Annotated in this window: 7 protein-coding genes; 1 reads left to right on the top strand and 6 read right to left on the bottom strand. The window is 56.7% G+C overall.

Translation table 11 applies throughout. The features are described 5' to 3' along the window. Window positions 1-30: 30 nt before the first annotated feature. Complete coding sequence (locus Pla52o_RS17635) at window positions 31-1644, bottom strand: ABC transporter permease (RefSeq protein ID WP_146595928.1); 1614 nt, start codon at window positions 1642-1644, stop codon at window positions 31-33. A 398-nt stretch (window positions 1645-2042) separates the two neighbouring features. On the opposite strand from Pla52o_RS17635, the gene Pla52o_RS17630 reads away from it, so the two are divergent. Beyond that, window positions 2043-2759 (top strand): RsmD family RNA methyltransferase, encoded by a 717-nt coding sequence (locus Pla52o_RS17630; protein ID WP_146595927.1) that lies wholly within the window; start codon window positions 2043-2045, stop codon window positions 2757-2759. A 231-nt stretch (window positions 2760-2990) separates the two neighbouring features. On the opposite strand, the gene Pla52o_RS17625 is transcribed toward Pla52o_RS17630, so the two are convergent. The 5 genes from Pla52o_RS17625 to Pla52o_RS17605 all read right to left on the bottom strand — a co-directional run bounded on the left by Pla52o_RS17625 (window position 2991) and on the right by Pla52o_RS17605 (window position 13782). Continuing rightward, entirely contained in the window at window positions 2991-7664 is a 4674-nt protein-coding gene (locus tag Pla52o_RS17625; protein WP_231612449.1) for a beta strand repeat-containing protein, read from the bottom strand. 241 nt (window positions 7665-7905) lie between these two features. Further along, on the bottom strand, window positions 7906-9570 hold the full coding sequence (locus tag Pla52o_RS17620; RefSeq protein WP_197169316.1) for a BBP7 family outer membrane beta-barrel protein: 1665 nt from the start codon (window positions 9568-9570) through the stop codon (window positions 7906-7908). Window positions 9571-10215: 645 nt separating this feature from the next. After that, window positions 10216-11487, bottom strand: a complete 1272-nt coding sequence (locus Pla52o_RS17615) for a protein kinase domain-containing protein (protein ID WP_231612448.1) — start codon at window positions 11485-11487, stop codon at window positions 10216-10218. Between the two features lie 350 nt (window positions 11488-11837). Further along, window positions 11838-13052, bottom strand: a complete 1215-nt coding sequence (locus Pla52o_RS17610) for a response regulator (RefSeq protein WP_146595924.1) — start codon at window positions 13050-13052, stop codon at window positions 11838-11840. Between the two features lie 232 nt (window positions 13053-13284). After that, on the bottom strand, window positions 13285-13782 hold the full coding sequence (locus Pla52o_RS17605; RefSeq protein WP_146595923.1) for a hypothetical protein: 498 nt from the start codon (window positions 13780-13782) through the stop codon (window positions 13285-13287). Between the last annotated feature and the right edge of the window lie 35 nt (window positions 13783-13817).

Genomic DNA, 13817 nt, shown 5'->3' with positions numbered 1-13817 from the left:
GCTATCGCTTGGCGTCGCAAAGCAAGGATCTTATTCAAAGCGAAGCGCTCGAACCGGATGCATTCTCGCGGCGCGGAGCGCCGGCAACACACTGGCTAAAGCCGCAATCGTGATAGCGCCTGCCATCACCCACACGAGGGTAAAGGGATCCACGATCGTGGGAATGGTGTTGAAGTAATAAACCGTCGGGTCAAACACTTCTTGACCGGTGATTTTCTCGATCAAGGCCGCAACCTCGTTTATCTTGCTGACGAAGATCAGCCCGCCGACCAACCCCGCACCGCTGCCGACAAACCCCAACAGCAATCCGTAGCTCAAAAAGATGCTCATCACCCCTTTGCCTGAGGCACCAAGCGCCTTGAGCGTTCCGATGTCACGAGTTTTCTCGACCACAATCATGAAGAAGGTGGCCAAAATGCCGAATCCAGCAACGGCGATGATCAAGAACAACAGGATGTTTAGAATCATCGTCTCTAGACGGACTGCGGCCAGCAGTGGTCCCTGCATGTCTCGCCACGTTTGAATGCTATAGGCATACATATCGGCTGGGAAACGACGGCGAAGATCATCGCGCACTTCATTCAGACTGGCGCCTTCAATCAATTTCAATTGAATCGTCGTCACGCTGCGCGTTCCGGTTTGAGGGTCGATCATGCCGCGGAAATTTTGCAATTGATCGAGACGACAAAAGGCAAACGTGCTGTCGTATTCGCTCATCCCGGATTCATACAGGTCGACGACGGTGAACTTTTGGTTGACGACTTTGGTGTTTTCCGATGCATTGGGAAACATCATGCGAACGTCGTCGCCGGGACGGCAATAGTAATGGTCGCGAACGACGTCGTCGGTGTCCCGAGTTTTGCTGGTACAGGTGGAGATGCCCAGGATGATGCCGGGGTATTGTTCTTGGCCGGGGTCGAACTCCCGTGGAGCCTCGCCGCCGCTGCCTTCGAGCAATTCAGGCGAGAATACGGGGCCCAGCGAAGGCTCAGCGGAGTGTGAAGCGACGGTGGGATTGGAGCCTTCGGGTGCACCGGCAGTCGAGCCGGACTGGGCGATCGCGGCGTTGGCCGCCGCTTGGGTTTGTTGTGCTTTGAGCGACTCAATCCGGTCGCGTTCAATTTGTAATGCGTTTTCGTACGCCGATCGAGCACGGCGATAACGCCATCCCGAGGCGGGGAAACCTTCACGGTCGGGGGCGAATCCCTCTTCGCGAAGATCGAAGCTGACGGCCGTTTGGTTTTCCGGGTGTAGCAGGAATTGCCCGAACTGGCTGACGGAGTCGTAGGTTTCGGGATCAAGTCCGACCAAATTGACATGGCGGGCGATTTGTTGCCCGTTGAAGTCGATCCCCAACATGCTGGGGACATGCACGCTGACCGAGGCGCCAGCAATTTTGTCACCACAGACCTTTTTGATCTCACGCAAATGAGCGTCGGGATCCGGCATTCCGCCGCTGGTGTGGCATTCAATCAAAATGTCCGATGCCAGACCATGCAGCCGATCGTGCATCTCAGCTGAAAAACCAGCCATCACGCTGTTGACGACGATCAAGGTAGCAACGCCTAGCGTCACACTAATAATCGATGCCAGAGCGATATAGCGGGTTTGCAGATAGCGAAAACAGAGCAACCAACGATACATAGCCGTTCCTTCGGCGGTAATAGACAGGTGTCCTTCCTGAATCGATGGAGTCTAGAGCAACTCGGCGGTAAAGGTAAACGTCAATCGTGATGAAGTTTCACGGCGGAGCGGATTCCGGAGGGAAAGGAGTGAGGAGTGAGGAGTGAGGTCCGGCGGTCAGGGATGACCGATTTTGGCTTTGCGCACTGGTAGGATTCTCCTCGAAGCGGCCCCTCTGTGGGTGGGGTGCCGCGGCTGCGCCGATACATTTTCAACCGCTCTCGATGGTTTCGTTAGGCCACCGCACAGAGCACGTTGATTTGAGTGCGCCTCTAATTGAATAATGGAGTGCTCGACCCCCATTTTGCACTCCCGTAGCACTACTGACTTTCTGCGATCATGCTCGCTATACTTCCGGGATGAAGCAACGTGATCAATCCAATCGACCCCCGAAAAACGTCTCCAAGAAATCGGCTCGTGGAGCCAGCGGGAAATCTCGCAGCGAGCTGCGGAGCAACAAAGCCAACGCGACGAGGTTGCGTATTATCGGTGGCGATATGCGGGGTCGCCACATCTACTACCATGGTGAATCGTTCACGCGGCCGATGAAGGACAGCGTGCGGGAGAATCTGTTCAATATTCTCGGCCGCGCCGTTCGCGGGGCGATCGCGTTTGATTTGTTCGCGGGCACCGGCGCCCTGGCAATCGAATCGCTTAGCCGAGGCGCGGTCGAAGCGATTGCGATTGAGCAATCCAACCGTGCCGCAGGGCATATTAAAAAGACGGGCGAGTCGCTCAGCATCGAATCGAAGCTAAAGGTTTTGGTGGGAGATGCGTTTCGTTGGGGCGAAACACTGTTGGTCGCACCGGACGATCCCGACGATCCCAAGATCGGTGTACCCTGGATCGTCTTTTTATCTCCCCCCTACATCATGTGGGAAGAAGAGCTGGAAAAGCTCAACGCCGTGATCAACCAAGTTTTGCGGGAAGCCCCGCCGGGAAGTGTGTTGGTCGCCGAAACCGAAAACACGTTCGACGCGACTCGATTGCCGCCCGGCGAGTGGGACCTGCGCGTCTATGGCAACGTGCAATTGGCCTTCATCGAGCCCGCGACTCAGTGCGGATTGACTTGCTAAGCCGATTGACATGCTAAGCCGATTGGCATGCAGCAGCGGGCGGATGGACTTGCTCAGCAGCAGCGCATAAAAAATGCCCGGCCTTCCCCCGAAGGCCGAGCATTTAACTTCTTTAGGCTCCAATCATGTTTACGTCTCAAGTGGGGCTTGTTTGACCGCTGCTCGAACCGAAAACACCGGCTCCCGTTGGTTCGAGCGAACATGTCACGCCACTTCAGGACGTATGAATGATTAGGTCGATGCCAAGAAGTCTCGCTTTGAAAGTGCCGCTTTGAGCAGTCCGAAGTTAAAGTCTTCGGCCGAAGTCGCCTTGTTCAGCCCCAGTGAGGTAAACACGTTGTCGACGTCGTTGATGGTGGCGGTTGCGTTGGTTCCAGCCTGTTCTCCACCGTCTCGTAACGTCGAAGGACGATCGACACGTTGCAAGCGGTAAGCCGATCCGGCCAACAAGCTTTCAAACGCATATTGTCCATTGGCGTCGGTGGTGTCCGTCAAATTGACGGGGTTGCCGAACGCATCGGTACCGGTCAACGAGATCTGGACCCCTTCGACCGGAGTTTCACCCGCGTCGAAAATCTTGTTGTTGTTGGCATCGATGAAGACAAACCCGTCCACTCGCGAGGTCGCTGGATCAACGCCGGTGGTTGCCGACGCCGAATTGTTCGTCGAGTCGGGATCGCTGGTCGATGTGCTCACGCTGACGTTGTTGACTTGGTCGGCGGTGGTGCCCGAGTTCACCGTTGCATTGATGGTGAACGTAAAGCTCGCACCCGAGGCGAGTGTGCCGCCGGGGACGGTCACGACCCCGTTGCTGGCGGATAGTGCCGTGCTATTGGGACCGGTGCCGCTGACGAACGTCACCCCCGCTGGCAGTGTGTCGACCGCTTGAACTGCATTGGCCGGTGAGGGACCGTTATTGGTCACGGTGACGGTGTAGGTCAACGTGTCGCCAATTTGTGCGTTGGACTTGTCGACGGTTTTGGTGACGGCAAGGTCGGCGATCGGAGTGACCGTGATGACGGCGTCGTCGCTGTTGTTGGTGACGTCGTTCTCACCATTGGCCGACATGTCGGGAACTTGAGCGGTGTTCACGATCTGGCCACTGGCGGTCCCATTGACGGTGAACACCAAGGTGGCGGTCAAGGCGTTGCCGGTACCGGCGAGTACATTGACTGCGGGGAAGGTGACGTTGCTGCCGGTCAAGGTGCCGGCTTGGCCGTTCAAGGTACCACTGACGAAGGTCAAACCACTAGGAACCGCGTCGCTAAGCACGACCCCATTGGCGGTACTTGGCCCATCGTTGGTTAGCGTGACGGTGTAAGTCACATTGCTGCCCGGTGTAGGCGTGGCGTTGTTCACCGTCTTGTCGACGATGATGTCGAAATCGGGTTGGATCGTGACCGGCACACTATCGGAGTTATTGGTGATGTCATTTTCACCTGCGGCGGACATGTCCGGGACACTGGCCGTGTTGACGATTTGGCCGCTGGTTCCCGCGTTCACGGTGAACGTCAGCGTGGCGGTCGCTGCATTCGCCACACCGCTGTCAAGATCGATCGCGTCGAAGGTCACAATCCCGTTGGAGAGCGTGCCATTAACGCCGTTGAGCGTTCCACTGACGAAGGTCAATCCGGTGGGAACCACGTCGGTTAACACGACGTTCGTTGCGCCACTAGGCCCTTCGTTTGTCAGCGTGACGGTGTAGACAAGCGTATCGTTGGGTTTAGCGGTTGCGTTGTCGACCGTCTTCTCGACGACGATGTCAAAGTCGGCACTGATGCTGAGCGTGGCGTCGTCGGAGTTGTTGGTGATGTCGTTCTCGCCGTCGGCGGACATGTCCGGTACGCTGGCGGAATTGATGATCTGGCCACTGGCGTCCGCATTGACGGTGAAGGTCAAGGTGGCGGTCGCGGCGTTGGCCGCACCACTGGCGATGGAGATCGCAGGGAACGTGACGTTGTTTCCGTTGAGCGTCCCGGCTTGGCCGTCAAGCGAACCGCTAACGAAGGTCAATCCAGCGGGAACGGCGTCGGTCAGGACAACGTTCGCTGCCGTGCTGGGGCCATCGTTGGTTAACGTGACGGTGTAAATGACCGTGTCGTTGGGCTTGGCATTGGTCACATTGATGGTCTTGTCGACCACGACATCAAATTCAGGGGTGACGGTGATTGGAGCATCGTCGGAGTTGTTGGTGATGTCGTTCTCACCGTCGGCAGACATGTCCGGTACGCTGGCGGTGTTGACGATTTCGCCTGCCGCATCGGCCTTGACGGTGAAGGTCAAGGTCGCGGTGACGGCGTTGGCGGCCCCACTGGCGAGCGAAATGCCTGGGAAGGTGACATTGCCACCGGAGGCCGTTCCGTCGGTTCCGTCCATGACAGCCGAGACGAGGGTCAAGCCCGCAGGAATCGCATCGGTTAGCACGACGTTGTTCGCCGTGCTAGGGCCATCGTTGGTCAACGTCACGGTGTAAATGACTGTGTCATTGGGCTTCACCGTCGTCACGTCGGAGGTCTTGTCGACCACGATGTCGAAGTCCGGGGATACCGTAATCACCGCATCATCGGAGTTGTTGGTGATGTCGTTCTCACCCGCAGCCGACATGTCGGGGACGGTGGCGGTGTTGGTGATTTCGCCGGTGGTCAACGCGTCGACGGTAAAGACCAACGTGGCGGTCACTGCGTTCGCAGCACCGGGGATCACGTCGATTGCAGGGAACGATACGGTGGACCCTGAAAGCGTGGCGTCGTTTCCGTTCATCGTGCCGCTGACAAACGTCAATCCGGTGGGAACCACGTCGCTAAGCACGACGCCATTGGCTGTACTGGGTCCATCGTTGGTTAACGTCACGGTGTAGGTCACCGTGTCGGTGGGCTTGACGGTATTGTCATCGACGGTCTTGGTGACCACGACATCAAAGACGGGATCCACGATCACGTCGGCATCGCTGCTGTTGTTGCTGGTGTCGAAATCAAACTCGGCACCGGTGACCGTGGCGGTGTTGGTGATATTCGTCAATCCATCCACATCGACGGTGGTCACGATTTGGAAGCTGATTTGCCCGCTGGAGGCAATCGTTCCGACGATCGCTTCGAGGTTGGCACCATTGACATTTTGACTCATTCCAGCGGGACCATTCTGAGTCCGCACGAAGGTTAAACCTGCGGGAATCAAGTCCTGGATGCGAACGTCCGTCGCGGTCAGCGGGCCATTGTTGTTGACAACAATGTCGAAAATTGCGGTGCTGCCAGCGTCAACGTTGGCAGGCGGAGCTCCGACCAGCGTTTTTGTAATCGCCAGGTCGATTTGAGGAACGACGCCGAAATCGAGCGTCGAGTTCGTGTTCTCGTCGTCGCCATCGTTGGTCGGCTCGGTACCGCTAGCCAGCGTGATTGCACCGCTGACGATGCCCACGCCATCCACTCGCACGCCGTTGTCATCCGAGTTGTCGTCGTTGTTGGGATCCGGCGCTGCAGCGGTACCCAAACTTGAGTCATATCCGAATAGCGGTCCGCCGCTGTCCAACATTGTCTGGGGGATCACCACGACATAGTCGCCGGGCGCTAGATTGTCGAACGAATAGACACCGTTGGCGGCGATGGTCGTTGCGATCGGGGTGTCCGTCCCTGGCGTTTGGTCGGCGCGATACAAGTGCACGGTCACGTCGTTGGTGAAGATGGGTTCACCGGCATCTCGCGTGCCATTGTTCCTGCCAGGACGCGTGCCATCGTTCGGGGTTTGAATCACGCCGTTGTCGACGAAAATTTCGCCAGCGAGTGACAACGGAACAATGTTGGCCAGATTCGAGGTTTTCGGAGTGGGCCGCAGCGCTTCGACAATCGACACGCGAATGTCGTTGTCACCGGTCAGGTTCGACAACGCTTCGATTGCACCTACGTTGCGGAAATCGGCTCCTGTTCCACCGATCACGGTGAACGAATCAAAACGAACAAAGGTTTCTAGAAAGTTGGTTGCATCGACGGGCACCGGAACCACGGTTTCTGAAAAATTGACGGCATCGCTGTAGACACGAATCGTCAGCTGTTCACCCGCATCGGCCGCGCGAGTCCGCACAAACAATCCGGCGCCTGGGAATTGGCGTTGGGCCCCGGAGGGATCGGTGGGGTCTAATGGCGTTTCACCCGAAAGGGAAACGTTACCTAAACCAACTGCGTCCAATGCAATGCTGTTGTCGGCTCCGTCATATTGGACCATTGCGGTGCCCACGCCACCGCCACCTGAGGAGATCGTCAGCGCGTCTTGACCGGTGTCGACTTCGACCAAGATGTTGCCCGAACCGCTCGATCGTACCGCTTGGATATCTCGGCTGCCGCCGATGGCCTCGCTAGCAGCGGTCGAATCGGTGTTAGTAGGATTCGCGGCGTTGGCAAGCACCGAGACTGCGGTGGTCGCAAAGTCATCGATCAATTGTGTCTGTAATCCAGCCGCTTCGGCCGCCGAGATCGTGACCAGGGTCGGAGCCGGAGCGGTTTGGCCCGCCACAGCGCTCTGCACGACGAAGTAGTCACCTGCGGCAAGTCCTTCAAAGCGGAATTCGCCGGGGACCTTGACCGGTTGACCTGCTCCGGCGGGGGTTGAGTTGTCCGTGGTGTCAGTCAATACGAGCGGATCGGCGTTGGCTCCTGCGGTGACCAGCGTGCCGGCATTTCCTGCACCGCTATCGCGATACAACTGGACTTGGACCCCTTCGAGCCGGATTTCGCCTGCATCGAGTTGCCCATTGCCGTCCGCGTCGGTGAAGGCGATCCCGCTAATCGCTCCCAAGTCCACCGCCATCAATTCACGGCGAGTCAAATGCTCCATCAACAAACGGCGGTTTGAGGTTTTGCGAGCAGTGGCTTTGGATTTGCGACCGAGACGGTTGATTAGTCGTTGAAAGACCATCATCGATGTCCTGTTGGGGGCGAATTGCCTAGCGTGTCACTTGCTGACGCCGTGTCGCTTCGGAACACGGGGCCACTTGCGACCGCCACTAGGCATCGAACGGTTGTGTTGTTGGCTCGCCGCCGTCATGCGACTGCAGCGCGGTTCGTAGTCGTATCGGAACTTCGATAGGGGGTGCTTGACCGTTACCGTCAAATTGATGGCTGCTATCGAGTTTTCCTTTCACTGGCTTCGCTAACCGTTACCAACGATATTCAAGTCCCGTGCTGATCCCTTGTGCCCAATAGTCGACCGAGTCGAAAGCAAAGTGGGGACGGGCGGGGCCGGTCATTGGATTGGCTGCCGGGGGCAGTTGGTTCGGGTTGACGTCGAGCGAGATCTGCTCGCCTGGACGAACGACGTTGGACCAATACAAGAAGGTGTAGCCGACCATCACCCGCCAGTTATCGTGGATGCGGTAGCCCAGGTTCACGTTGAATTCAGGAACCACCGAGAACTCGTCTCGCTTGTATTGTCCAATGTTCGATTCTTGAGCTAGCAAACCACCGGGCAAGGTTTGGCTTCCTGTCGAGTTAGGATCGCCCGAGATCGTGGTTTGCCCGTTGATCGAAACGGTTTGATGGGTCGTGCCGATCCCCAGTCGCAAGCTTCCATCGAGCGTCCAGCAACCGCGGTTTTGACTGTAAACCCAGCCGATGTCGACGCCATTGAATTGGTTTCGAGTTGCAAATTGATCGTCGATGACAAAGTTGCCCACAGGATTGATCCCAGTCAAACGCTCTTGAATCATTACCCCTTCGGTCAATTGCAGGTGACGGTAGCCAATTAACGCTTCGGTGCGTGAGGTGAACTGTTGAGGGCATCCAAACAAGCCCCATGTGTTACAACCTTGGTTGGTTGCACGAAGATTGCGGAAGTGGATCCCGGCTCCGAGTAATTCACTCTCGGCGGTGGCAGAGACCGATCCGGTCACGGTACCGTTGTAAGCGACAAGCTCCGAGTCTTCGCGAGCGATGCCGCTTGAAGGAGTGACGTTGAAAAATGGGCGAGCAAGGACGGGGTTTCCGTTACTGTTTCCGAAGTACGATTCGCTCTCGCTGCCGATCTTGAAATACTCGCCTGCGATCGCCCAGGTGTGACACTTGTCCAGCCAAACGCCCATTCGCAGACGTCCGCCATCAAATGAATCGGTCAGGACTTCCTCGCCCCCGAAGAGAACGCGAGTGGTGTCTTTGCCGAGGACGCCCGCATCGGCGCGGGCCACATTGGGATTGGTGCTCGTCGTCACCAACGGTGGCAAACTCATGCCGTCTTGCCACCACGATAGGTACTCAAAGGAAACCCATCCATCCTGTGGAAGACAGAGCGTCAAGCAAGGACGCCATCCATTGCCGCCGCACGATCCATCACATGAACCGCCGTGACCGCAGCTGCCCATGGAATCACAGCCGCCGTCACAGCTCATCGAGCCGCAACCACAACCGAATCCTCCTGGCATCGCATCACACGCCATCGACCCGCCGTGAATCGGTTCCAGGTCCACATAACCGCCATCGATCGATTCGTGGATGATCGGCTCTTCGATGATCGAATGCGGTGGGTAGGAAGGCGAAGGAATGCCATGGCCGGTCCGTTGCACATGGCTCGCTTGACGTACAGGCGAGTTGCTAGCAGAACGGGAATTGGGCTTCGTCACGACGCGGCGATTGGTACTCTCTTCGCCAACGTAGCTCGCATCGGCATCCGTTGAATGCGACGTTCGCACCGGTTGCCAATTGGCGCGAGCGGTGCGTTCATTCTTGCGAACGCTCGATGTGCCGGTGGGGGAATTCTGAGCACTTGCGGTAGTCGCTAGCAGTGCTGCTAACCCAAGTGTGAAACATGATAGTGTTCGAATGGAAAGCATTGGCTTCACCAATTTGGATCCTGGAAAGCGAAACGAGAGCAACCTGACTACAAGCATCCAGGTCGCCGACGAATCATCGCTGAAGTGGTATCACCCCCCCGGGCGAACCCACGGCTCCCAAAACCGAGCGCACTCGGCATGGGAACATGTCGTTCACTAGCGATATCGTCCACAAGGAAAAGAGAACTAAACCTTAATCCGGAAAAATCGGAAAAATTGTTAGAGTCGTCGCGACCGGCAATCTTTGCCTATTCCACTCAGACCGACACGGAAGCCAGCGACGAGGGGTGACCCACAAGGACGCCGTAGGGATGGCGGACATTAGCCATAGGTGAGCGCCGGGCCACCTGCGGTCATCCTGCGAGCGAATCCTGACGCCCATCTTCGGGGGCGGCGTTTAGAGTTCGACTGGTTTCGATCGGTTTCCGGCGGTTTTCGCTTCGCTCGACCACCGGCTAATCTCTGTTGGTGCCTCCGGCGCAATCGTCTTTGCTGGGGAATCAACAACGTCAACGGTCTCGTTGGCCGAGATGTGCGATTCCCCCCGCTCGCTGCCTGATCCAAAGTTGCCTGTCTGCCAAGTTGCCTGTCTGCCAAGTTGCCTATCTGCCAAAAAGGAACAGGGGAGATCGAGAGCGATCAAGATCAGCCTGCAGGGCGGCTGTCGACGAAGGCGTGGAGGTCCGCCGCCATGTCCCCGGCCCGTTGGTATCGATGCTTGACCGAGGGATGCAGCGCGCGCAGCAGGATTCTCTCTAACGCCTTGCTAAACGTCGGGGACAGTTTTGTCGGCCTTCGCACCGGACCATGGGCGATCTCCATGATCGTTTGCTGACGATCTTGCGGCGCAATGTGATGGGGATGCTTTCTCAACAGCAGCAGGTACAAGACAATGCCTACCGAGTAGATGTCGCTTCGTTGATCGAGGTGCTTGATCTCGCCTCTTGCTTGCTCTGGGGACATGAACAATGGCGTTCCAATCACACAACCATCAATGCTCTGTTGGGGATCGGTGGTCACGTTGGCAAAGATCGATTTACCCAAGCCGAAGTCGACGATTTTGGGTTGTCCATCGTCGCTCACCATCACGTTGGACAATTTTAAATCACGGTGGATGATGCCGCGATCGTGCGCGTGTTGCAGTCCTTCACAAATTTGTGCGACCAAACGAATGATGCAGAGCGGCGGAAGGGCATGTTCACGAACGTAATGAGCGATCGTTCCGCCACGAATCAAGTCCATGGCGTAGTAGCCGAGTTGGCGATCGATGTGGCTGTCAAGGATGGTGGCCAGATATGGATGATCAAGTCCTTGCATGACCTGGATTTCGTGAGCGAACCGTTCCATGACTTTGCGAGTCGTCAAATCAATCCGCAATACCTTTAATGCCACAGGGCGTTGGGTCGCCACATGAACCGCTTCCCAGACCGTCGCAAATGCTCCCTGGCCGAGCACTTGTTTGACCTCGTAACCCGCGATGCGTGGACGAGACCATCCCTTGGGAGGAATGGCTTCAATGATCCGTCGCGCCGCTGTGAGACGGCGTTGCAGCAGATCCAAGTCGGCGGGCTTGGTCATGTACTCGTCGGCGCCCGCATCGAGTCCCGTGACGACGTCTTGCTTCGAATCGCGACTCGATAACAACATCACGTAGGTATACGGGCGTGTCGAGTCGACTTTGATTCGGCGACAGACTTCCACTCCATCGAGGTGCGGCATTTGCCAATCCAACACAGCGATCCGCGGCGCATCGTCGCTGGCAAGTTCATCGAGTGCGACTTGACCATCCTGGGCGATCACAGGAACGAAGCCCCACGAACTCGCGTTTGTCTGCAGGACTTTCAGCCACATCGGGTTGTCTTCGGCAATCAATAGCTTCATGCCGCTCATTGTATCGCCTTCATCCAATGCAAGCACTGGTATGTTTTGTGTTGCGAAACGGGCGAGTGCTGTGTTGCAACCCGATTTTGGGTAGCGGAACTCACGCGAGCGTTTTGAGCTCTCCGCTAGACGTCGAAAGTCTTGACGGTGGCTGCTACGGCTTGCATCCTAATTCCTGGCTGTTGCGCAGCACGAGCCTGGAGGCACTTGATTTGCCGTGTGAGTGCCCATCGTCGCCCCGCCAGACTAGACTGCGGTGCCGACCGGCTAGCGAGTTTTCATCTTTGATGTAGCTATCGTCACGTTCGCGGTGGGCCACGTTCTGGTGAACGTAGCTACTTTTTTTACCTACGTCATTTCTCAAATTGCTCTAGCGGCCAAGAGACTTAGAATTCTTTCAATGACTCGCGAAGTGCTTCGGTCAAATCACAAACATGTTGGCATTGCTGGTCCACTTGGCACAATTCATCATGCTCGCCCATTTTTTCCAGTTTTAATGCCGCTTCGATGCAAGCCTTCGCTCCGAACAAAGAGACCGAGCCTTTGAGAATATGTGCCGTGGCTTGAATCTGTTGAGCATCGCGCGCGGCCACCGCGTCGCGGATCGCGTCGAGTTGTCGAACGGACTCGGTTTGGAACATCTTGATCAACTCACGCACAAACGAGGGGGCGTGGCCGGTGTTTTTTAGCACGGCATCAAAATCAAATTCCGTCGAACCATTATGCGGTGTTTGCGCCGCGGGAGCCGCGGAAACCGGGTGCTCGATGGCTTCGAATAATCGCTCGGGGACAAAGGGTTTGGCAATGAAATCATCCATCCCCGCGGCAATGCACTGCTGGCGATCGCGTTCCAATACATCCGCCGTGAGGGCAATGATTTGAACGGGGGGGGCGTTGCCCTGTTCGCGCTCGCGAATCTCGCGTGTGGCCAGGAAACCGTCGAGTACCGGCATTTGAATTTCCATCAAAATGACATCGTATTGGCCTGTCTGCGAATATTCGACCGCTTCACGCCCATTGCCAACGACGGTCACGCGATGGCCCCGTTGTTCGAGCAGCTTGGTGATCACCCTTTGGTTGACCACGACGTCGTCGGCCAGCAAAATCGTGCGTGGATGCGTCGTGGGGGCGATGGAAGTTACCGGTGATGCTAAGACGTTGCTCACTGAATCATTCGTTAAAGAGACTGAAAAAACGGATTCCAAGGCTTCTCGCAGCGTTTTGGGCGATACCGGTTTAAGCCGTGGTGGGTGAATCAAGGAGGACGTCGCTGGTTCATCCTCGGGGGGGCGATCGATCGGCGAAACGAGGATGACCGGCACCGAAGCAAGTGAGGGTTCACGCTGTAGGTGGTCAAGGACTTCCCGACCGTCCCTCTCTAGCATCGTCGCAACGAGCAGGACGACTTTAATTGCCAAGGACGGATCGCGGGGGTGACGTAATTCGCTCAAGCAGGCTGCGGCACTCGAAACCACCGTGGGTGATAACGACCACTGCGATAATCGCTCGTGTAGCTCTAACGCGTTCGTGGCATTGTTGTCAACAATCAGCACGCGTTGGCCATGGAAATTTGCAGGGTTCTTTTCGTTGACGTTTTGCATTGATGGAATTTCCAGTGGCAATGGGACGTGAAATTGATTGCCAATGCCTCGTTGGCTTTCCACCGAACTACGTCCGCCCTTTGATTTGCAGAGGTCTGCGCCGATTGCCGCTGCTAACCCAGAGCCTCCGTCGGGCGATCACCCCCACGACGAACTTGATCGAGTCGAGTTTGTCAGGGCTCATGGTCAGACGCCTTTTTTGAAATGCAAAACGCAAACGAAAGCGTCGGAACTACAGCGAATCACGTTGCCGTGCTTGTTCGGCGTATTGACGCAGTTGATCGATCAAAGTTGCAAGTTCACGTGCAGCTTGCGGAAGGATGGTATCACAGTGTTCATGCACGTCGGCTAGCGGCCCACGCAGGCCATCGCATGCCTTGGCAACCTCGTTCGCCCAAGAACGCAATTGACGAGTCTTGTCTTCACAGACCCGTAGTCGCCGTTCGGCTTTCTGGACTCGCGCAACCGCTTCGCTTGCGGCGGGGCGATCTTCGATGCGAATCGACGCTCGTTTGCGGGCCAAGTTGTCTTTGGCTTCGTTGAGCTCACGTTCGGCAAGCTGAGTTTGGCGCCGCCAATAACGAGGCTGTGTTTGCGAAAAATGCTCCTCCGCACGCTGCACGAAGCTGCTCAATTCTTGCACCGTATTGTCCCAATCATGAGCCAGCCGGAGCATGCCGCTGTGGAGTGCGGCAAGCGAATCGATGTTGCGAACGTTACTCGTTGACATAGCCATTTCCGCAGTGATACAGGAACAATCCGGTC

Origin of the sequence: Novipirellula galeiformis (genome assembly GCF_007860095.1) — a bacterium.
Lineage (GTDB): Bacteria > Planctomycetota > Planctomycetia > Pirellulales > Pirellulaceae > Novipirellula > Novipirellula galeiformis.
The sequence above is the reverse complement of the archived record's forward strand: the minus strand, read 5'-3'. Positions and strand labels throughout refer to the sequence as shown.

What these genes read in the sequence shown, in the direction of transcription:
- Pla52o_RS17630 (WP_146595927.1), top strand. Translation starts at nt 2,043, where the DNA reads ATGAAGCAACGTGATCAATCCAATCGACCCCCGAAAAACGTCTCCAAG.
- Pla52o_RS17635 (WP_146595928.1), bottom strand. Translation starts at nt 1,644, where the DNA reads ATGTATCGTTGGTTGCTCTGTTTTCGCTATCTGCAAACCCGCTATATC.
- Pla52o_RS17625 (WP_231612449.1), bottom strand. Translation starts at nt 7,664, where the DNA reads ATGGTCTTTCAACGACTAATCAACCGTCTCGGTCGCAAATCCAAAGCC.
- Pla52o_RS17610 (WP_146595924.1), bottom strand. Translation starts at nt 13,052, where the DNA reads ATGCAAAACGTCAACGAAAAGAACCCTGCAAATTTCCATGGCCAACGC.
- Pla52o_RS17620 (WP_197169316.1), bottom strand. Translation starts at nt 9,570, where the DNA reads ATGCTTTCCATTCGAACACTATCATGTTTCACACTTGGGTTAGCAGCA.
- Pla52o_RS17605 (WP_146595923.1), bottom strand. Translation starts at nt 13,782, where the DNA reads ATGTCAACGAGTAACGTTCGCAACATCGATTCGCTTGCCGCACTCCAC.